Origin of the sequence: Streptosporangium sp. CA-115845 (assembly GCF_050943795.1) — a bacterium.
Taxonomy (GTDB): Bacteria; Actinomycetota; Actinomycetes; order Streptosporangiales; family Streptosporangiaceae; genus Streptosporangium.
Map to the genome: position 1 here is coordinate 8,259,382 of NZ_CP191988.1, position 18,662 is coordinate 8,278,043.

The 18,662-nt window shown below is 70.9% G+C and carries 17 protein-coding genes; 4 read left to right on the forward strand and 13 right to left on the reverse strand.

Going from position 1 to position 18,662, the window contains the following annotated elements; genetic code table 11:
• Positions 1–22 precede the first annotated feature (22 nt).
• On the reverse strand, positions 23–622 hold the full coding sequence (locus tag ACQP0P_RS39445) for a sigma-70 family RNA polymerase sigma factor (protein ID WP_433365762.1): 600 nt from the start codon (positions 620–622) through the stop codon (positions 23–25).
• Between the two features lie 638 nt (positions 623–1,260).
• On the reverse strand, positions 1,261–2,280 hold the full coding sequence (locus ACQP0P_RS39450; RefSeq protein ID WP_433365765.1) for an ABC transporter substrate-binding protein: 1,020 nt from the start codon (positions 2,278–2,280) through the stop codon (positions 1,261–1,263).
• Between the two features lie 100 nt (positions 2,281–2,380).
• On the opposite strand from ACQP0P_RS39450, the gene ACQP0P_RS39455 reads away from it, so the two are divergent.
• The 3 genes from ACQP0P_RS39455 to ACQP0P_RS39465 are packed head-to-tail and all read left to right on the forward strand — an operon-like array spanning position 2,381 to position 5,312.
• Positions 2,381–3,433, forward strand: coding sequence for a FecCD family ABC transporter permease (locus ACQP0P_RS39455; RefSeq protein WP_433365768.1), 1,053 nt, complete (start codon positions 2,381–2,383; stop codon positions 3,431–3,433).
• Complete coding sequence (locus ACQP0P_RS39460) at positions 3,430–4,521, forward strand: FecCD family ABC transporter permease (RefSeq protein ID WP_433365771.1); 1,092 nt, start codon at positions 3,430–3,432, stop codon at positions 4,519–4,521. Before ACQP0P_RS39455 ends, ACQP0P_RS39460 begins: the two co-directional genes overlap by 4 nt.
• Positions 4,518–5,312, forward strand: a complete 795-nt coding sequence (locus ACQP0P_RS39465; RefSeq protein WP_433365774.1) for an ABC transporter ATP-binding protein — start codon at positions 4,518–4,520, stop codon at positions 5,310–5,312. The genes ACQP0P_RS39460 and ACQP0P_RS39465 overlap by 4 nt, the downstream gene beginning before the upstream one ends.
• 99 nt (positions 5,313–5,411) lie before the next feature.
• Here ACQP0P_RS39465 and ftsY read toward each other — a convergent pair whose 3' ends face one another.
• Positions 5,412–6,593, reverse strand: coding sequence for a signal recognition particle-docking protein FtsY (gene ftsY / locus ACQP0P_RS39470; protein ID WP_433365777.1), 1,182 nt, complete (start codon positions 6,591–6,593; stop codon positions 5,412–5,414).
• Positions 6,594–6,884: 291 nt separating this feature from the next.
• Positions 6,885–10,571 carry a chromosome segregation protein SMC gene (gene smc, locus ACQP0P_RS39475; protein ID WP_433365780.1) on the reverse strand — a complete coding sequence of 1,229 codons (3,687 nt, stop codon included), beginning with the start codon at positions 10,569–10,571 and terminating at the stop codon, positions 6,885–6,887.
• A gap of 163 nt (positions 10,572–10,734) precedes the next feature.
• Here smc and ACQP0P_RS39480 point away from each other — a divergent pair, with 163 nt between their 5' ends.
• Positions 10,735–11,529, forward strand: a complete 795-nt coding sequence (locus ACQP0P_RS39480) for a dienelactone hydrolase family protein (RefSeq protein ID WP_433365783.1) — start codon at positions 10,735–10,737, stop codon at positions 11,527–11,529.
• 90 nt (positions 11,530–11,619) lie between these two features.
• On the opposite strand, the gene ACQP0P_RS39485 is transcribed toward ACQP0P_RS39480, so the two are convergent.
• The 9 genes from ACQP0P_RS39485 to recG all read right to left on the reverse strand — a co-directional run bounded on the left by ACQP0P_RS39485 (position 11,620) and on the right by recG (position 18,598).
• Positions 11,620–11,814: a hypothetical protein gene (locus tag ACQP0P_RS39485; RefSeq protein ID WP_084195478.1), complete on the reverse strand. Its 195-nt coding sequence runs from the start codon at positions 11,812–11,814 to the stop codon at positions 11,620–11,622.
• 191 nt (positions 11,815–12,005) lie between these two features.
• On the reverse strand, positions 12,006–12,281 hold the full coding sequence (locus ACQP0P_RS39490) for an acylphosphatase (RefSeq protein WP_433365787.1): 276 nt from the start codon (positions 12,279–12,281) through the stop codon (positions 12,006–12,008).
• A complete protein-coding gene (gene mutM, locus ACQP0P_RS39495; protein WP_433365790.1) occupies positions 12,278–13,144 on the reverse strand; it encodes a bifunctional DNA-formamidopyrimidine glycosylase/DNA-(apurinic or apyrimidinic site) lyase in 867 nt (288 codons plus the stop codon). The genes ACQP0P_RS39490 and mutM overlap by 4 nt, the downstream gene beginning before the upstream one ends.
• Positions 13,145–13,166: 22 nt before the next feature.
• Positions 13,167–13,832, reverse strand: a complete 666-nt coding sequence (gene rnc / locus ACQP0P_RS39500) for a ribonuclease III (RefSeq protein ID WP_433382324.1) — start codon at positions 13,830–13,832, stop codon at positions 13,167–13,169.
• 275 nt (positions 13,833–14,107) lie between these two features.
• Positions 14,108–14,287, reverse strand: coding sequence for a 50S ribosomal protein L32 (rpmF, locus tag ACQP0P_RS39505; RefSeq protein ID WP_012894381.1), 180 nt, complete (start codon positions 14,285–14,287; stop codon positions 14,108–14,110).
• Between the two features lies 1 nt (position 14,288).
• On the reverse strand, positions 14,289–14,843 hold the full coding sequence (locus tag ACQP0P_RS39510) for a YceD family protein (RefSeq protein WP_350914817.1): 555 nt from the start codon (positions 14,841–14,843) through the stop codon (positions 14,289–14,291).
• 66 nt (positions 14,844–14,909) lie between these two features.
• Positions 14,910–15,386: a pantetheine-phosphate adenylyltransferase gene (gene coaD, locus ACQP0P_RS39515; protein ID WP_030913570.1), complete on the reverse strand. Its 477-nt coding sequence runs from the start codon at positions 15,384–15,386 to the stop codon at positions 14,910–14,912.
• 16 nt (positions 15,387–15,402) lie between these two features.
• Positions 15,403–15,981, reverse strand: coding sequence for a 16S rRNA (guanine(966)-N(2))-methyltransferase RsmD (gene rsmD, locus ACQP0P_RS39520; protein WP_433365795.1), 579 nt, complete (start codon positions 15,979–15,981; stop codon positions 15,403–15,405).
• A 445-nt stretch (positions 15,982–16,426) separates the two neighbouring features.
• On the reverse strand, positions 16,427–18,598 hold the full coding sequence (gene recG, locus ACQP0P_RS39525) for an ATP-dependent DNA helicase RecG (RefSeq protein ID WP_433365798.1): 2,172 nt from the start codon (positions 18,596–18,598) through the stop codon (positions 16,427–16,429).
• Positions 18,599–18,662 lie beyond the last annotated feature (64 nt).

Here is an 18,662-nt window from a genome sequence, read left to right on the forward strand (position 1 = left end):
GCCCGCTCGACGGATGAGCGACTCAGGCCACCCGGGCCTGCTCGATGGCCGAGCGGAGGCCGCCCTCCTCGCGGGCGTAGTCCTCAAGCATGGTGCGGAGCTGGCGGCGACCCCGGTGCAGGCGGGACATGACCGTGCCGATGGGGGTGCCCATCCGCTCGGCGATCTCCTTGTAGGCGAAGCCCTCGACGTCGGCCAGGTAGACGGCGACCCGGAAGTCCTCGGGCAGGGCACGCAGGGCGTTCATGACCGCGCTGTCCGGCAGCTGCTCCAGTGCCTCGGTCTCGGCGGACTTGAGACCGCTGGACGTGTGGGACTCGGCGGCGGCGAGCTGCCAGTCCTCGATCTCCTCGGCGGCCGAGAGCTTGGGCGAGCGCTGCTTCTTGCGGTAGTCGTTGATGAAGTTGTTGGTCAGGATGCGGTGCAGCCACGCCTTGAGGTTGGTGCCCTCGCGGAACTGGTGGTACGAGGTGAACGCCTTGGTGACGGTCTCCTGGACCAGGTCCTCCGCATCGGCGGTGTTGCGGGTCAGGCGCATCGCGGACGCGTAGAGCTGGCTGGTGACCGGCACGACATCGCGCTCGAACCAGTCCTGGCGCTGCTCTTCCGTCATCGTGATCATTGGATCCCCCTCGTGCTTTTCCCCCCGCTACCGCCCGGCAAGACCGTGGTGCACCCTCTCTGACGGCGTAGCCGATGCTCGCAGGCACCCCGTAAGGGGGCCGTTAAAAGCCCTGCGCGATCGGGAGACTGCTCGCTGACTGCACCAACGGCGGGTACGACACGCCCTACAGCCGAACAAGTATCAATATCGTAACATCGTTCTCCGTATTCAGTCGAAGGTGTGTCTATCATCACATAACCCCAGGTAGCAATAACTTTCGGGTTAGGAAAAATGTCAACCACCATGCCCCCTGGACCCGCCCCCGGGCCGGGGCCCGCGCCCGCAGAAGTTCCGAGACCCATCTCCACGTCTCCCCGCTTCCCACGCGTTGGGGACTTAATCACCACTTGGAAGACGGCCCGGCGCCCCTGGCGGTTCACCACCCGCTCTCCCCTGCGGACCCGGCTCGTACCGTGGTCGCGTCTGAGTATGGGATGCGCGGGTACCTGAAATCGATCAGTATTTGAGAAGGCCCCGCCCGGGGACGCGCTCCCGCCGCGGGCCGGCCGCGACAGGCGGGGGCCGGAACGGCTCGCCGGCCCCGTGCCGGTCCCGGCATCGGAAGGCGGGACAGGCGTCCCGCCCCTCCCTGCCGGTCAGCCGGCCCTGGCCGGGTCGACCTCGAAGATCTTGGCGAGGTCGTCGAGGATGGCGTGCGCGCCCTGGATGCCGACGGCGGTCATCCAGGTGGTGTCACTGACCTCGTGCTTGGCGCCCTTGAGCTTGCCCCAGAGCGGGTTGGCCTCGAACTTCTCCTTGACCGGCCCGACCTCCGGGACATTGTAGGCCGCGACGAAGATGTGGTCGGCGTCGAGCTGGGAGATGTTCTCCTGGCTGATCGGAACCATGATCGTGTCGGTCACGGTCGGCTGGTCGGCGGGACGCGGGAACCCGGCGTCCTTGAGCACCAGGCCCGAGTAGGAGCTCTCCACGTACAGCCGGACCGTCGGCTCACCCGCGAAACGGGTGATGGAGACGGTGGGCAGCCTGCCCTCCTTGGCCTTGATGGACGCACCGATCGCGGCGGCGCGGTCCTGATATTCCTTGATCTTCTGCTCGGCGAGGTCCTCCTTGCCCAGGGCCTGGCCCACGAGCTTGAGGTTCTCCTTCCAGATGGCCCCGGTGGTCTCGCTGAACACCGTCGGCGCGATCTGCGACAGCTTGTCGTACAGCGCCTCGTGGCGGACCTTGGCCGAGACGATCAGGTCGGGCTTGAGCGCAAGGATCCGCTCCAGGCTGGGCTGTTCCAGGGTCCCGACCGAGGTGGCCTCCTTGGCGTGGCCGAGGACCGGGGTCAGGTAGTCGGGGAGCGTCCCCTCAATCCCCCGGTAGCTGGTGAAACCGACGACCTCGGTCTCCAGGGTCAGCACCGCGTCGACGAAGCTCTGGTCCAGGGCCACGACCCGCTTGGGCTGGGCCGGGATCGTCGCCTCTCCCATGACGTGCTTCACGGTCCTGGGGAAGGCCGCCGTGTCGCTCGCCGCGGGGGCCGCGGATGCGCCGGCGGCGCCGGAGGTCTCCGCGGAGGTCTCCGGGGTACTGGATCCGCAGGCGGCGAGACCCGCGGACAGCGCGACTCCCACCACTCCGACGGCCAGGGCGCGCAGTGCTCTCATGTTCCTGGATCTCCTCACAAAGTTTAGGCAAGCCTTATTTAGCTTAGCCATACCTAAACTGGCATACTCAACCTCGATCACGCAAAAAAGGGGAGGTCAGGTGATCAATACGAGGTCCGTCCCACGGGCCGCCCCGCCCGGCACCGTCCGGAGAATCCACAACCGCCGCCTCCTCGTGCTGGGCGGACTGCTCGCGCTCCTGGCGACGACGGTCACGCTGAGCCTCGCGTTCGGCGCCAAACCGATCCCGCCGGCCGACGTCTGGCACGCGCTCACCGGCCCCACCGGCACCGAGAACGACATCATCGTCTCGTCGCTGCGCATCCCCAGAACCGCCATCGGCGTCATGGCCGGGATCGCCCTCGGCGTCGCGGGCGCCCTCATGCAGGGCCACACCCGCAACCCGCTGGCCGACCCGGGACTGCTCGGCGTCACCCAGGGCGCCGCCTTCGCCATGGTCCTCAGCATCGTGGTCCTGGGGGTCACCAGCCCGTACGGCTACATCTGGTTCGGCCTCGCCGGTGCCCTCATCGCCAGCGCCGGGGTGTTCGCCCTCGGCATGGCCGGCGGCCGAGGCGGCCCCACACCGGTGACCCTGGCCCTCGCGGGCACCGCCGTCAGCGCCTTCCTCTACGGGCTCACCTCGGCGCTGGTGCTGCTGGACGAGCAGGCCATGGACACCTTCCGCTTCTGGCAACTGGGGTCGATAGCGGCCAGGGGCGCGGACGTGGCCTGGCAGGTGCTCCCCTTCATCGCCGTCGGCCTGATCGCGGCCCTGGTCAACGCGCCCGGTCTCAACGCGCTCTCCCTGGGCGAGGACGTCGCCCGCGCGCTCGGCCAGAACGTCGTCCTGACCCGCGCCGTCGGCATCATCGCCATCACCCTGCTCAGCGGCGCCTCCGTGGCGGTCTGCGGCGCGCTGGCCTTCGTCGGCCTGATCGTCCCGCACCTCACCCGGCCGCTCTCCGGCCCCGACCACCGCTGGCTGTTGCCGTACTCCGGCCTGGCGGGCGCCTCGGCCCTGCTCCTCGCCGACGTCATCGGCCGCGTGGTGGCCCATCCCGGCGAGCTGGAGGTGGGGGTGGTCCTCGCCCTCGCGGGCGCGCCGTTCTTCATAGCCCTGGTACGGCGCAGAAGGCCGGTGCGGCTGTGACCTCCCCCCTGAACTCCACCGCACCCCCGGACCTCGCGAGCAGGCAAGCGCTGCGCATCGGTCCCGCCTCCTGGCTGCTCCGGCCGCGCTCCGTGGCCGCCGCACTGGTGCTGCTGGGCACAACGGTGCTGCTCATGGCGCTCAGCATGCGCCTCGGCGACATTCCGATGAGCGTCTCCGAGGTCTTCCGTGCCATCACCGGCGACGGGCCCGACCATTTCGTCGTCATGCAACTCCGGCTTCCCCGCGCGCTGACCGGCGCCGGAGTCGGTGCGGCGCTCGCCCTATCCGGGGCGATCGTCCAGGCCATCGCCCGCAACCCGCTGGCCAGCCCGGACATCCTGGGCGTCACCACCGGCGCCAGCGTGACCGTGGTCGCGGTCATCGTGGCGGCGGGAAACACCTGGGGCGGCGTGAGCGGCGTCCTCGCCGAGGCGGGCGTCCCCGCGGCGGCCCTGCTCGGCGGCCTGATCGGCGCGCTGACCGTCTACCTGCTGGCCTGGCGCAAAGGCATGGACGGCTACCGGCTGGTCCTGGTCGGCATCGGCGTCTCGGCGATCTGCACCAACCTCAAGTTCTGGCTGCTGACCGTCGGCGACGTCAACGACAGCAGCCGGGCCATGGTCTGGATCAGCGGCTCGCTGAACGGCCGGGGCTGGGAGCACGTGGTGCCGGTCATGATCGCGCTGGCCGTGCTCGTCCCACCGGTGTTGCTCGGCACCGCCTCGCTCGGCGCGCTGCGCTTCGGCGACGACACCGTGACCGGCCTGGGGGTGCGGATGAACCTCACCAGGGGACTGATGATCCTCGCGGCCGTACTCCTCGCGGCGGCGGCGACCGCCTCCGCCGGGCCGATCGCGTTCGTCGCCCTGGCCGCACCACAGATCGCACTGCGCCTGGCCGGGGTGGCACAGCCCCCGCTGGTCGTCTCGGCCCTCGCCGGCGCGGTCCTCACCGTCGGCGCGGACCTGGTCGCCAGGACCGCGTTCAGCCCCGTCGAGCTGCCGGTGGGCGTGGTCACCGGAGTCATCGGCGCCCCCTACCTGATCTATCTCCTCATCCGTGTGCGCAGGAAGGCCCGTACGTGAGACTTCAGGCCGTTGACCTCAAGCTGGGCTACGGGGACCGCGTCGTCGTCGACGGCCTCGATCTCGGGATCGAGACCGAGACGGTGACCGCCGTCATCGGGCCGAACGGGTGCGGCAAGTCCACGCTGCTGCGCGCCATGGGGCGGCTGCTCAAGCCGTCCGGCGGCGAGGTACTGCTGGACGGCAAGCGCATCGACAGGATGCCCGGCAGGGAGGTCGCCAGGATCCTGGGCGTGCTGCCCCAGGCCCCCTCGGCACCCGAGGGGCTGACCGTCGCCGACCTGGTCTCCAGGGGACGGCACCCGCACCAGACCTGGTACCGGCAGTGGTCGTCCGACGACGAGTCCGCGGTCGGCGCGGCCCTGGCCATGACCGGCCTGCTCGACCTGGGCGACCGCCCGCTGGACGAGCTGTCAGGCGGGCAGCGGCAGCGGGCCTGGATCTCCATGGCCCTCGCCCAGGGCACCGACCTGCTGCTGCTCGACGAGCCGACGACCTTTCTCGACCTCGCCCACCAGATCGAGGTGCTGGAGCTGGTACGCAGGCTCCACGGCGAGCTGGGCCGCACCGTGGTGATGGTCCTGCACGACCTGAATCTCGCCGCCCGCTACGCCGACCGCCTGGTGGCCATGCGGGACGGCAGGGTCGTCGCCGCCGGACCCCCGTCCGAGGTGCTCACCGAGGCCCTGCTGGCGGAGGTCTTCGAGCTGGACGCCAAGGTCATCGAGGACCCGGTGGCCGGCACCCCGCTGGTCGTCCCCATCGGCACCCGGTCCCACGCCCCGCGCTGAGGGCGGGCGCGGCGGGGCTCGGTCCGGCCTCACCCGCTTCGGGATCGAACCGGGCCACGCCGACCGGCCTCCCCCCGAGACCGACCGGCCCGGCGGGACTCACACCCCGAGGAGCGTGTCCACGAAGACCTCGGGATCGAACGGGGCGAGGTCGTCGGGTCCCTCGCCGAGGCCGACCAGCTTGACCGGGACGCCCAGCTCGCGCTGGACGGAGATGATGATGCCGCCCTTGGCGGTGCCGTCGAGCTTGGTCAGGGCGATGCCGGTGATGTTGACCACCTCGGCGAACACCTGGGCCTGGCGCATGCCGTTCTGGCCCGTGGTGGCGTCGAGAACGAGCAGAACCTCGTCGACGGTGGCCTTCTTCTCGATGACGCGCTTGACCTTGCCGAGCTCGTCCATCAGGCCGGTCTTGGTGTGCAGCCGCCCGGCGGTGTCGACGATCACCACGTCGGCCTTCTCGCCGATGCCCTCGGCGACGGCGTCGAAGGCCACCGAGGCGGGGTCGCCGCCCTCCGGGCCGCGTACCACCGCGGCTCCGACCCGGTCCCCCCAGGTCTGCAGCTGGTCGGCGGCGGCGGCACGGAAGGTGTCGGCGGCGCCCAGCACGACCTTGCCGCCGTCGCCGATGAGGACGCGCGCCAGCTTGCCGGTGGTGGTGGTCTTGCCGGTGCCGTTGACCCCGACCACGAGGACCACCGCGGGACGCTCACCGTGCGGCTTGACGTGCAGCGTACGGTCCATGTCGGTACCGATCTGGGTGAGCAACTGCTCCCTGAGCAGGGCGCGCGCCTCCTCGGGCGTCCGGCTGCCCAGCACCTTCACCCGGGTACGCAGCTCGTCGACCATCGCCCGGGTCGGCGCCACGCCGACGTCCGCGGTGATCAGGGTCTCCTCGATCTCGTCCCAGGCGTCGTCGTCGAGACGGTCACGGGAGAGCAGCTCCAGGAGCCCCTTGCCCAGGGTGCTCTGCGACCGGGCCAGCCGGGCGCGGAGCCGCACCATCCGGCCGGCGGACGGCGGCGGGATCTCGATCTCCGGGATGACGGCGGCCTCGGGCTCGACCGGCCTGGCCGGCGGCGGCACGGTGGTCGTCGCCTCGTCGTCCATGACCGCGCCCCTGCCGGGGGCCCGCGTCTCCTCGGGGGCCGGCGGCGCCTCGGGCGCCTCGACCCGCGGCGGCGCGCTGGTGCCCCCCCTCCTGAACAGCAGGAGCATGCCGCCGGCCGCCAGCAGGGCGACGACGACGATGATCGCGATTATGCCGAGATAGGCTTCCACAAGACCACAGTTTTCCAGACGCCCCGGGATGCTCCGACCTCAAGGGGTCCGGCCTGGTTCGCGGTTCCTCACCGTCGGTCACCATCTCACCGCGCGGACCGCCCTGGACCGTCCTCGAAAACCCGGACGGATCCGCGACCCCTGACCGCCTCCGAGCACCGGAACGGGCTCACGACCTCCCGGCCCTCCGGGACCACCCCCCGGAAACCTGGGCAGGCTCACGACCTCCCACCGCTTCATCCCGAGGGCGGCCCCGGACCACCACACGGACCCTCCGGAAACCCGGAGGATTCAGGCGGGCTCGTTCTCCCTCAGGCGCTGGCTGATGACCTGGGTGACGCCGTCCCCACGCATCGACACGCCGTACAGCGCGTCGGCGATCTCCATGGTGCGCTTCTGGTGGGTGATGATGATGATCTGCGAGGTCTGCCGGAGCTCCTCGAAGAGGGTGAGCAGGCGCTGGGTGTTGGTGTCGTCCAGCGCGGCCTCGACCTCGTCCATCACGTAGAACGGCGAGGGCCGCGCCTTGAAGATGGACACGAGGAACGCCACCGCGGTCAGCGACCGCTCGCCACCGGACAGCAGCGACAGCCGCTTGACCTTCTTGCCCGGCGGCCGGGCCTCGACCTCGACACCGGTGGTCAGCATGTCCTCCGGGTCGGTGAGCAGCAGCCTGCCCTCACCACCGGGGAACACTCGCGTGAAGATCGTCTCGAACTCGCGGGCCACGTCCGCGAAGGCGGCGCCGAAGATCTGCTCGACCCGCTCGTCGACCTCCTTGACCACGAGCAGCAGGTCGCGGCGGGTCTTCTTGAGGTCTTCCAACTGCGAGGTGAGAAACGAGTGCCGCTCCTCAAGAGCCGCGAACTCCTCGAGCGCGAGCGGGTTGACCTTGCCGAGCTGGGCCATCTGCCGGTCGGCCACCCTGGCCCGTTTGAGCTGCTCCTCGCGGTCGTAGGGGACGGGCTCGCCGTCCACCGTCGGAACCGGCTCGCCGGGGCCGTACTCGGCGATGAGAGTGTCCGCCTCGACGCCGTACTCCTCCACCGCCCGCTCCTGGAGCTGCTCCAGGCGGAGCCGCTGCTCGGTGCGGGCCACCTCGCTGCCGTGTGCCCGGTTGACCAGCTTGTCCAGCTCACCGGTGAGCTCACGGACCCGGATCCTGACCGCCTTGAGCGAGGCGTCGACCTGCCCGCGGACCCGCTCCGCCTCGTCGCGCTCTCCCGCTGCGGCGGCCAGGGAGCTCTCCAGCGTGCGCAGCGCCAGCTCCGCGCCCCTGACGACCGCCTGGGCCGTCCGAGCCTGCTCGCGCCGCCGCTCCCTGCGCTCGGCCGCCCTGGACCTCTCCTCGCGCTCACGCTCCGCGGCGCGCGTCAGCTCCTCCGCCCTGCCGTCGATGCCCCTGACCCGCTCCTCCGCCGTCCGTACCGCGAGGCGGGCCTCCATCTCGTCCTGCCTGGCCGTCGCGCAGATCTCGGCGAGCTCGTCACGCAGGTCGGTGCTGGGCTCGATCTCCAACTCCTCGGCACCCACGGCCGCGGCGAGCCGCTCCTCCAGCTCGGCGAGACCGGCCGCGTCGCGGTCACGCGCCTCCTCAGCGGCCCGTACGCCCGCTGCCAGGCGCTCGCACTCGTCGCGGGCCGCCCTGGCGGCGGCGTCCAGCTGGGCGAGCCGTCTGGCCACCGCGGCGATCTTCTGGTCCGCGTCGCGCTGCCTCGCCCTGACCCGGTCCAGGGCGGCCTGCGCCGCATTGACCCCGGCCTGCGTGTTCTGCACTCCCGTCTGTGCCTCGGCGACCCGCGCCTGGGCGGTCTCGACCGCGAGCTGCGCCGCCCCCTCGGCCTCCGCGGTCTCCTCCAGCTCCGTCGCCGCGAGCTCGGCGGCGACCCTGGCCTCGGCCAGGTCGGCGGTCGCCTCGTCGAGCGCGGCCCGCATCTGAATGGCGGAGGTGGCGCCCGCCGAACCGCCGCCGGCGGCGGCGTGGGCACCCAGGAGGTCGCCGGAGCGGGTGACGGCCCGCAGCCCGGGATACTGCTCGACCGTCTTCCTCGCGGTCGCGAGATCGTCCACGACCAGCACGCCCGCCAGCAGATGGGTGGCGGCGGCCCGCAGCTCGGTGGAGACCGTGACCAGGTCGATCGCCCACTCCGCGCCCGCCTGCGGCACCTGGCCCGGCGGGACCGCCGCTTCACCCGCGGCGATGACGAGGCCGGCCTGGCCGCCGTCGCGGCCCCGGAGAAACTCGATGGCGTCGGCCGCGCTCTGCAGCGACTCGACGGCGACGGCCTCGGCGGCGGCCCCGAGCACGGCGGCGACGGCCACCTCGGCGCCGGGCCGCACCGACAGCATGGTCGCCACCGGCCCGAGCACCCCGGCCAGGTCCGCGGCGAGCAGCGCGGCGCCGCCGTCGGCACCACCGGCCAGGCCCATCTCCAGCGCCTCGAACCTGGCCTCCAGTGCGGCCACCTGGCGCTGCGCCTGCTGGTCGGCCTTGCGTGCCGCGGCGAGGGCGGCCCGGGCGGCGCCGAGCGCGGCGTTCGGGCCCACGACGGCCGCCTTGGCCTCCTCGACCCCGGCCCTGGCCGACTCGACGGACTCCCTGGCCTGCTCGACCGTCTCCAGGGCGATCTCCAGCTCCTCGGCGAGGGCCGGATCGGCGGCCGGTTCGGCCAGCTCCTGGCTGTCGTGCTCGGCGCGGGCCTCCTCGGCGCGCTGTTCGGCCTCCTCCAGCGAGCGCCGCAACCGGCCGATCTCCTCCTCGGCGGCCCCCGCCCGGCTGCGCGCCGCCCCGAGGAGCCCCCTGAGCCTGGCCAGGCTCTCGCGCCGGTCGGCGGCGGCCCTGGCCTCCGCGGCCAGCCGCCGCTCCTCCGCGGCGAGTGCGGTCTCGGTCTCGGTGCGCCTGGCCACGGTTTCCGCGAGCGACTCCCGCTCCCCCTCGAGCAGCTCGACCAGGACCCGCTCCTGCTCGCGGACCTCCTCGGCCTCACGTTCGAAGTCCTCCGGATCGCGCCCCCGCCGCTCCACCGCGGTGTCGGTGGCGTGCCGGTGCCGCTCGGCGGCGAGTCCCGCCAGGCCCCTGAGGCGCTCGCGGAGGGAGGAGAGCCGGAAGAACGTCTCCTGCGCGGCGGTCAGGCGCGGCTGGGCCTCGGCCTCGGCGGCCTCCAGCTCGGCCTCGGCGGCCTGGCCCTGCTCCAGCTCGGTCTCCACCGCGGTGCGGCGGGCGAGGACCGCCGCCTCGTCGGCCATCTCCCGTTCCAGGGTGGTCCGCAGGGTGAGCACGTCGTCGGCGAGCAGCCGGAGCCTGGCGTCGCGGAGGTCCGCCTGGATGACGGCGGCCTTGCGGGCGATCTCGGCCTGGCGGCCCAGCGGTTTGAGCTGGCGGCGCAGCTCGGTGGTGAGATCCTGCACCCGGGTCATGTTGGCCTGCATCGCGTCGAGCTTCCGCAGCGCCTTCTCCTTGCGCTTGCGGTGCTTCAGGACGCCCGCGGCCTCCTCGATGAACGCCCGGCGCTCCTCGGGTCCCGCGTGCAGCACCTGGTCGAGCTGGCCCTGTCCGACGATGACGTGCATCTCGCGGCCGATACCGGAGTCGGACAGCAGCTCCTGGATGTCGAGCAGGCGGCAGGTGTCGCCGTTGATGGCGTACTCGCTCTGGCCGGCCCTGAACATCAGGCGGCTGATCGTCACCTCGGTGTAGTCGATCGGGAGCATGCCGTCGGTGTTGTCGATGGTCAGCGTGACCTCGGCGCGGCCCAGCGGTGCCCGCGAGGAGGTGCCGGCGAAGATGACGTCCTCCATCTTGCCGCCGCGCAACGACTTGGCGCTGTGCTCCCCCATGACCCAGGCCAGGGCGTCGACCACGTTGGACTTTCCGGATCCGTTGGGGCCGACGACCGCGGTGATGCCCGGCTCGAAGCGGAGCGTGGTGGCCGAGGCGAAGGACTTGAAACCGCGCAGGGTAAGGGTCTTGAGATACAAAGAGAGCCCCCCATTCACGGTGTGACCGCGCCGGCCCGCGTGTCCCGCGCCGTGCCCCGGGCGCCGATGAACGCGTCTTCCCTGTCACCCCACGGCTTCGCCAACGCGGGAAGACTACCGTTCTTCACCCGCACCCGCCCGCACACCGCCTATGGTGCCCTGCATGAACGCGGAACGCGGTGCTGACGGAGCTCCGTCACGCCCATCGAGCGGCAGGGGTCGTCTCGGGCGGCGTGCATTCCTGGTGGGCGGCGGGCTGACCGCGCTGGGCCTCGGCGGCGCCGCGCTGGCGGCCGGTCCGGACGGCATCAGGGGGGCGTACGCCCAGATCGTCTGCGGCGCGGTCCCCGCGCCCCCGGTGACCTCTCCTGGAACGCTCCAGCGCAGCCAGGTCGACCGGCACCGGGTCATCGTCGGGATGCCGCCGGGGGCGACGGACGGGCTGCCTGTGGTGATCATGCTTCACGGGGCCGCGGGTGACGCGCGCACGCCGTTCGACGTCTACGCGATCGACCGCTACCTGGCCGCCGGGGGCGGGCGCTTCGCGCTGGCCTCCATCGACGACTGGCCCTCCGCCGACATCCCGGGCAGCCTGCTGCCCTACCTGAGCATGAACGGGATGGACACCGCGAAGATCGGGCTGATGGGCTGGTCGGCGGGCGGCGCGGGGGCGCTGAGGCTGGCCGCGGAGCTGGGTCCCGCGCAGGTGGGGGCGGTCGTCGCGGCGTCGCCGGCGGTGAGCGCGGCGCAGGCGCCGCTGCGCGAACTGGTGAACATCCCGGTCTGGCTGGGGTGCGGGGAGCGCGACGCGTGGGCACGGCAGACCCAGACCATGCTGAAGGCACTGAAGGCACTGGGTGCCACTGCCGAGGGAGGGATCAGCGAAGGATGCCAGGACACGGCCTATCGCCGCAGGGTGTTACCCGAGCAGCTGGCCTTCCTCGCACGACATATATGACACATAGGACATATAGGACGTAAATAACATATATGACAAGGGACGCCCCGGTGAGGCGTCCCCGGACAGTGTGTTTCCGCCCCGACCCCGTTAGGTGAGAGCCGGCTCGCGATCCTGCAGACGGTTGAACTCCTCGTCGCGGGCACTTGCCGCGAGTTCGTCGTTCTGGGCCTGGAGCCGGGTGAGCTCTCCCTCGAGATCACGGATGCGCTGCTGGAGACGACGCATTTCCGAGACCATACGAGGGTCGGGACCGCCGACGTGGCCTAGTAGAGCCTTCGCCATAGTAAAGGGTCCTCCACGCTGAGTGACCAGACTGGTTCGCGCACTTCTTTGCCGCGGGAGGGGTGCGCGTGGTTCTTTGTCAAGAGTCGCACCGGTGAGGGAGACGGTCAAGCTGAACGCTCCGAATGGATGCACCAGTAGGCACTCTCGACAGTCAACTATACCGTATTTTGGGCGGTTTAGGAAAGTGGTCAGCGCTCGACAAAACCCTCAAGACCGCCTTTGGCCTCGCTCCAACGTTCGACGACCCCGTCCACCCTGCCGGGCGTCTCACCGCCCCTGAGCAGCTCAAGCAGCATCGCGCACGACCTCTCGGGCCCCTGCGCGACCACCTCGACCCGGCCGTCGGCCGTGTTGCGCGCCCAGCCGGCCAGGCCGAGCCCCAGCGCCCTGGACCGCGTCCACCAGCGAAAACCCACACCCTGCACATGGCCCCTGACCCAGGCGGTCAGTCGCACGTCCGTCACGCCGCGGCCCTCCTCGGCCTGGGCTGGCAGCGCGGGCAGCTGTAGGAGGAACGGTTCATGAACGACTCGCGAACGATCGGGGCACCGCACCGCGGGCAGGGCTCGTCGCGCCTGCCGTAGACCGCGAGGGAACGGTCGAAGTAACCGCTCTCACCATTGACATTCACGTAAAGACTGTCGAAAGATGTGCCGCCCTCGGCCAGTGCGGCGGACATCACCGCCCTGGCGGCGCCCAGCAACTCGGCGATCTTCGGCTTGGTCAGCGCTCCGGTGGGCCGGGTGCCGTGCAGCCTGGCCCGCCAGAGAGCCTCGTCGGCGTAGATGTTGCCGACACCGCTGATCAGCGACTGGTCCAGCAGCGCGCGCTTGACCTCGGTCTGCCGGGCACGCAGCCGGCGGGCGAAGGCCTCGTCGTCGAAATGCCCCTCGAACGGGTCGGCCGCGATATGCGCGATCGGCTCGGGCACCGTCCGGCCGCCGGCCCGGATCATGGCGGTCACCAGCACGTGGCCGAAGGTCCGCTGGTCGACGAAGCGCAGCTCCGGGCCACCGTCGGTGAAACCGATCCGGACGCGCAGGTGCCTCTCCGGCGCCGTGTCCGGCTCCACGACCAGCAGCTGGCCGCTCATCCCGAGATGCGCCAGGATGGCGTCGGGGCCGTCCAGCGGCAGCCAGAGGTACTTACCCCTGCGCTCCGCCGCACCGACGGTGCGGCCCTTCAACCGGGTGGAGAACTCCTCCGCTCCGGGAAGGTGCCGTCTGATCGCCCTCGGGTGGAGCACCTCGGCGTGGGCGACGACCCTGCCGGAAACCCACCGCTCCAGGCCACGGCGTACCACCTCGACCTCGGGCAGTTCGGGCATGCACCCCTCCTTGGGCGACGGGTCAGCCGGCCTCGCGTCTGTCGCGGTCCTGGCGGATCCTGTTCCAGGCCGCCTCTGCGGCCTGCTGCTCGGCTTCCTTCTTCGAGCGGCCGGATCCCGAACCGTACCCCTCTCCGCCGACGCGAACGACCGCGGTGAAGGACTTGGCGTGGTCGGGGCCGCTCTCCTCGACATGGTATTCGGGCACGCCGAGCGACTCGGACGCGGTGAGCTCCTGCAGGGAGGTCTTCCAGTCGAGCCCGGCGCCGAGCGAGGCGGAGCGGGTGATGAGGGGGTCGAAGAGCAGGTGGACGACACGGAACGCCTCGTCCAGGCCCCTGTTCACGTAGATCGCGCCAATGAGCGCCTCAAGGGTGTCCGCGAGGATCGAGGACTTGTCGCGCCCCCCGGTGCCCTCCTCACCCCGGCCGAGCCGCAGGAAGCGGCCCAGGCCCAGCGAGCGGGCCACGTCGGCGAGGGCGCGCATGTTCACCACCGCGGCCCTGAGCTTGGCCAGCTGCCCCTCGGGCAGGTCGGGGTGGTTACGGTAGAGGGTGTCGGTGACGACCAGGCCCAGCACCGAGTCGCCCAGGAACTCCAGGCGCTCGTTGGTCGGCAGGCCGCCGTTCTCGTACGCGTAGGAGCGGTGCGTCAGCGCACGCTCCAGGATGGCGACGTCCAGACGCACCGATAGAAGGCGCTCAAGCTCGTCCCTGACGAACTCGACGGCGACCGGTTTGACACTCGTACCCACGGCTTCTCCTCGCAGGCTCTCTCATCGAATGCGCGATGGCGAAGAAACGAGAGATGCCCGAAGACGTGGTGGGCGCCGGGAGGGCACGCGTTCTACCGCGAACCCCGGCGTCCACCACAACCGCGGGCGGACCGCCATCGCAGGGTGGGCGGACGATGACGCCGACCGGGTCAAAAGGACCCGGTCGGCATCCGTCTGTCAGACTGCGATCAGGCGGAGGGCTCGATCACCTGACGGCGGTTGTAGGTGCCGCAGGTCGGGCACGCCACGTGCGGACGCTTCGGCGAGCGGCACTGGGGGCAGCTCACGAGCGAAACCGCGGCGGCCTTCCACTGCGACCTGCGGGAGCGAGTGTTGCTCCGCGACATCTTGCGCTTGGGGACAGCCACGTCAGCTCTCCTGATCGTTGTTATGTTCCGGAATCAGACCCTGCAGCTTCGCCCAGCGGGCGTCGATCACCTCGTGGCCGTGATCAGGCTCGGCGTCTGCCAGCCTGACCCCGCACTCCACGCAGAGTCCGGCGCAGTCCTCACTGCAGACCGGGCTCAACGGCAGTGTGAGCACCACCGCGTCGCGAAACGCGGGTTCGAGGTCGAGAAGTTCACCGTCGAGAAGCGAGTCACCCTCGGCAGCATCCTCTGCCGAGTAGAAGAACAGCTCCTGGAAGCCCACCTCGGCTTGCGAGATGACCGGCTCCAGGCAGCGTGCGCACTCCCCCCGCAGCGGGGCTTGCGCAGTGCCCGTGACGAGCACACCCTCCATGACCGCCTCAAGCCGGATGTCCAGCTCGACTTCGGCGTCCTTGGGAACGCCGATCATGTCGACGCCGATGTCCGCCGGTGCCGGGAGAACGAGGTCCATCCGCCGCATCGACCCTGGTCGTCGCCCCAGGTCATGGGTAGAGATCACCCATGGGGCTCGGGGGTCAAGGTTGGGATGAGTCATTTCGCTCTCGTTAGGCATGGCGCATCATCGCCATCGTGCAAGGCCGAAACAAGAGAATAGCAGGGCCTAGCCCCTGAGCCGTTCGACCAGGAGTTCCTGGACAAGATCGGGCACTAGCCCGGCCACACTCCCACCATACTTGACGATCTCCTTGATGCGGCTGGAGGACAGGAAGGAGACCTCGGGCCCGGTGGCCATGAACAGGGTCTCCACCCCTGACATCCGGTAGTTGAGCTGCGCCATCTGGAGCTCGTAGTCGAAATCACTGATCGCGCGCAGGCCCTTCACGATGGCGGGGATCTCCTGCTGCCTGCAGTAGTCGACCAGGAGGCCGTGGAACTTGTCCACGCGGACGTTCCCGTACTCCTTGGTGACCGTCTGAAGGGTCTGGATACGTTCGTCCACCGTGAAGAGGCTCTTCTTCTCGATGTTGATCAGTACGGCTACGACGACCTCGTCGTACTGCCGGGAAGCCCGGCCGATGATGTCCAGATGACCGTTCGTGACGGGATCGAAGGATCCCGGACAGACAACGCGACGCAAGGTGGACTCCCTGCTCTTAAGGATTCCCGGCGGCGCGACCGTACCAAACGGCCGCTTCACCGTAACGACGGACCCTCTCCTCTTCGTACCCCGCGGGCCAGCGGAGGTCTCCTCCCCTGCTCTCCCGTTCCACCGCGACGAGCGCGTCCTCGGCCAGCCAGCCTCGGTCGCGCAGCAGTTCGAGCACCGTCCCCACCTCCTCGTCGCCCAGCACGTACGGCGGGTCGGCGAGGACGAGGTCGTACGGCTTCCCGGTGTCCCCGATCCCCCTGGCCAGCAGCCGCTCGACCCGGTCCGCGGCGACCTCGGCCCCGGGCAGCCCCAGCGAGGTGACGTTCTGCCTGATCGTCCGGATCGCCCTGGCGTCCGACTCCACGAGAAGCACCCGGGCGGCCCCCCGGGAGAGCGCCTCAAGCCCGAGCGCACCCGAACCCGCGTAGAGGTCGAGCACCCGGCACCCCTCCAGCGGGCCGATCAGCGACCCCACCGTGGAGAAGATCCCCTCCCTGGCCCTGTCGCTCGTGGGGCGGGTCCCCCGCCCCGGCGGCACTGCCAGCCGCCGTCCCCCTGCGCTTCCCGCGATGACTCGGCTCACCCGGCCATCCTCTCAGTGCCGCCGCCCGGTGCCGTCGGCCACCGCCCGCCCCGTCCCCGACACCGGTTCCGACGCCGGTCCCCGGAGGCGCCCAGGTGCGCCAGGCTCAGCACGGCGTGTCGCGACGCATCACATAACCGCAGGTCAAAAGGGTCCTGGTAGGTGATCTAGGTCAAGAGTGGGCAAGGAGTGGCGACGAAAGCGTAAGGGTCGTTCCGTCAGCTGCCGGTCCCTTGCATGATGATTCCTGCGGCCTCCAAGTGACCCAGGGGGAGGCCGACCGGCGTGATCGTGAGCCCTTCCGCACGCCGGTGCTCTCGGCACCTGACCCGGGAGTGGGCCCAGGCGGGGACGGCATTCGGGGGGAGGCCGTCCCCGCAGTTGGGCACAGCGCGGCCGCCGGCCAGAGCCGCGAAACCTCGCGGCGCATCGCCTCCGCCGGTCGTCAGGTCTTCTCCAGGTACTCGGCGCGCTCGTCCGCCAGGAGTCTGTCGATCTCCGCGCGGAGCACGGGGTGCCCCGCCAACTCGGGGTCGGCCTCCAGCATCGCCTCGGCGTCCAGGCGCGCGGCGTGGATGACGTCCTCGTCGCGGAGGAGCCTGAGCATCTTCAGCGACGACCTGCGCCCCGACTGGGCCACCCCGAGCACATCACCCTCCCTGCGCTGTTCCAGGTCGACACGGGACAGCTCAAAGCCGTCCAGGGTGGCCGCCACGGCGTCGAGCCGCGCCCTGGCGGGCGTACCGCCGGGGGAGTCGCTCACCAGCAGGCAGAGACCGGGCAGCCCGCCGCGGCCGACCCGGCCGCGGAGCTGGTGGAGCTGCGAGACGCCGAACCTGTCGGCGTCCATGATGACCATGACCGAGGAGTTGGGGACGTCGACGCCGACCTCGATGACCGTGGTCGCCACCAGCACGTCGATCTCTCCCCTGGTGAACGCCTTCATCACCGCGTCCTTCTCCTCGGGAGGGAGCTTGCCGTGGAGCACCTCCGTGCGGAGCCCCAGCAGCGGCCCCCGCGAGAGCGTCTCGGCCACGTCGAGCACCGCCAGCGGCGGCCTGCGCTCGTCGTCGGCCTTCGACATGTCGCCCTCGTCGCCCTCCAGGTCGCCGATGCGCGGGCACACGACGTAGGCCTGGCGGCCCAGCCCGATCTCCTCGCGCAGCCGGGTCCAGGCGCGGTCGAGGAAGTGCGGCTTCTCCGCGGCGGGAACCACGTGCGTGGTGATCGGGGCACGCCCGGAGGGCAGCTGGGAGAGCGTGGAGACCGTGAGGTCGCCGAAGACCGTCATGGCGACCGTGCGGGGGATGGGGGTGGCGGTCATGACGAGCACGTGCGGGCGGCCGCCCCCGGCCTTCTCGCGGAGCGCGTCGCGCTGCTCGACGCCGAACCTGTGCTGCTCGTCGACCACGACCAGGCCGAGATCGGCGAACTGGACCCGCTCCTGCAGGACCGCGTGGGTGCCGACGACGATGCCCGCCGTGCCCGAGGCCGCGTCGAGCATGGCCGAGCGACGGGCCGCGGCGCCCAGCGAGCCGGTCAGCAGGGCGACCGCGGTGCCGCCGAACATGCCGCCGCCTGCCAGGTCGCCGAGCATGGCCGAGATCGACCGGTGGTGCTGCTGGGCGAGCACCTCGGTGGGCGCCAGCAGCACGGCCTGCCCCCCGGCGTCGACCACCTGGAGCATCGCCCGCAGCGCGACGACGGTCTTGCCCGCCCCGACCTCGCCCTGGAGCAGCCGGTGCATGGGGTGGGCCATGGCCAGATCGGCCGCGACCTCCTCGCCCACCTCGCGCTGCCCCTCGGTCAGCTCGAACGGCAGCCGCTTGTCGAAGTCGGCGAGCAGCCCGTCGGGGATCGCGGGCCTGGGGGTGGCGGGCCAGGAGGCCGCGGCCATCCGGCGCTGCAGCAGCACCGCCTGGAGCAGGAACGCCTCGTCGAACCTGAGCCGTTTGCGCGCCCTGGCCACGTCGGCGTGGTCGCGCGGCCGGTGAACGGTCAGCAGCGCGTCCGACAGACCGGGGAGCCGGTGCCGGGCGCGCAACTCCTCGGGAAGCGGGTCGTCGAGCTCGCCCATCGTGTCGAGGACGACGCCCAGCGCCCTGCGGATGGCCCAGGGCGTCACGTCCTTGCCCGCCGGGTAGATCGGCACGAGCGCGGCGGCGAACTCCTCGGCCCCCGTCTCGTTCTCCTCGATCATCTCGAACTCGGGGTGGGAGAGCTGCCACTTGCGCTTCTCGCCCTGGCCGAAGGCGCCGACCTTCCCGGCGAACATGCCGCGCCTGCCCGGCCGCAGCCGCGTCTCCGCGATGTGGGACGCCTTCCCGAAGAACGACAGGTAGATCTTGCTGCGGCGGGCGTCGACGACCTCGACCTCCAGCCAGGTGCCGCCCTTGTTCCGCATCGGCCTGCGCATCGCCCTGGTGACCTCGCCCACCACCGTGACGTGCTCGTCGACCCGCAGGTCGTCGAGGTCGGTCAGCTCACCCCGCTCGGCGTAGCGCCGCGGGTAGTGCCGCAGCAGGTCGCCGACGGTGCGCAGGTCGAGAACGCTCTCCAGCAACCTGGCGGTTTTGGGGTCCAGTGCCTTCGCCAGCGGCTCGTCGAAGCTCGTCACCCCAGCTTTCTACCGTGTGCGGGAGACAGAAATCGCCCGGCCCGCGGAACGGTTCACCCGCGTC

Coding starts and splice junctions, on each gene's coding strand:
- ACQP0P_RS39445 (WP_433365762.1), bottom strand. CDS start 622: ATGATCACGATGACGGAAGAGCAGCGCCAGGACTGGTTCGAGCGCGAT.
- ACQP0P_RS39450 (WP_433365765.1), bottom strand. CDS start 2,280: ATGAGAGCACTGCGCGCCCTGGCCGTCGGAGTGGTGGGAGTCGCGCTG.
- ACQP0P_RS39480 (WP_433365783.1), top strand. CDS start 10,735: ATGAACGCGGAACGCGGTGCTGACGGAGCTCCGTCACGCCCATCGAGC.
- ACQP0P_RS39485 (WP_084195478.1), bottom strand. CDS start 11,814: ATGGCGAAGGCTCTACTAGGCCACGTCGGCGGTCCCGACCCTCGTATG.
- mutM (WP_433365790.1), bottom strand. CDS start 13,144: ATGCCCGAACTGCCCGAGGTCGAGGTGGTACGCCGTGGCCTGGAGCGG.
- ACQP0P_RS39510 (WP_350914817.1), bottom strand. CDS start 14,843: ATGACTCATCCCAACCTTGACCCCCGAGCCCCATGGGTGATCTCTACC.